The following is a 976-nucleotide window of genomic DNA, read 5'->3' as shown; positions in this document are numbered from 1 at the left end:
GAAGGATTGGTTGCGGGGGCAGGATTTGAACCTGCGGCCTTCAGGTTATGAGCCTGACGAGCTACCGGGCTGCTCCACCCCGCGTCCAGCGCAAATCCGGAGGATTTGTCGCGTCACCAGCGTAAACCGCGGAGCGGTTTATCGCGTCACCAGCGCAAATCCGAAGGATTTGTCGCGTCAGCGTAAACCCTTTGGGTTTATCGCTTGTTTCCCTGGCACCGTATTTCGGGTGCGTAAGGTGTAATTGCTTTTCTTCCAGAAGCGACAAAGGCCGCTTGGATAGCGGCCTATTGTAACACGGCCTGGCCGTATTTCAGAGTGTGACGAGAAGATTTTGTGACGCATAAATTGCTGAGCAATTTAGCGTGAGGCATAAATCGATTTCATCGATTTAGCCTGAAGTTGCGATTAGCAGACCTGGCAGCGACCTACTCTCCCGCGTCTTAAGACGAAGTACCATGGGCGCAGGGGCGTTTCACGGCCGTGTTCGGAAAGGGAACGGGTGCAGCCACCCCGCCATAACCACCAGGTCGGCAAAGCGCAACTTGTTAGTCCATGCGGAACGCATGGACTAACAAGTTGCTCTTTCTGGGCTGATATGCCTTTCCTTCTCGCTTGTCGCTCGAAGGGGACATCAGCCGCCCATACGGAGGCCTGTTGTTCATGCTTTTGCATGGACAGTTTGAGAAGCTGGATTTTATTTATTTGAACACGTCTTTGGACACTCATGCCGCATGAATGCTTCGCATTCAGCGGAAGATAGGCATGAATGCTTTGCATTCAGCCTGAGATGAGCACTGGCAATGGGAACGATCAAGCCAATCGAGCTATTAGTACCGGTAAGCTTCATGCGTTGCCGCACTTCCACACCCGGCCTATCAACGTGGTCGTCTTCCACGGCTCTGATAGGGAACACTCGTTTCCAGGTTGGTTTCCCGCTTAGATGCCTTCAGCGGTTATCCATTCCATATATAGC

General features: G+C 52.7%; 1 tRNA gene and 2 rRNA genes. All 3 read right to left on the bottom strand.

From position 1 onward, the window contains the following. Positions 1-7 precede the first annotated feature (7 nt). Positions 8-84: transfer RNA gene (locus Q4Q11_RS31885), tRNA-Met, on the bottom strand. Between the two features lie 331 nt (positions 85-415). Then, positions 416-530, bottom strand: a 5S ribosomal RNA gene (gene rrf, locus Q4Q11_RS31880). Between the two features lie 279 nt (positions 531-809). Beyond that, a 23S ribosomal RNA gene (locus Q4Q11_RS31875) occupies positions 810-976 on the bottom strand; the annotation flags it as partial.

It is taken from the genome of Rhizobium sp. UFLA01-1127 (genome assembly GCF_059803845.1).
Note: the sequence above shows the minus strand (reverse complement) of the source record. Positions and strands in the feature narration are given on the sequence as shown.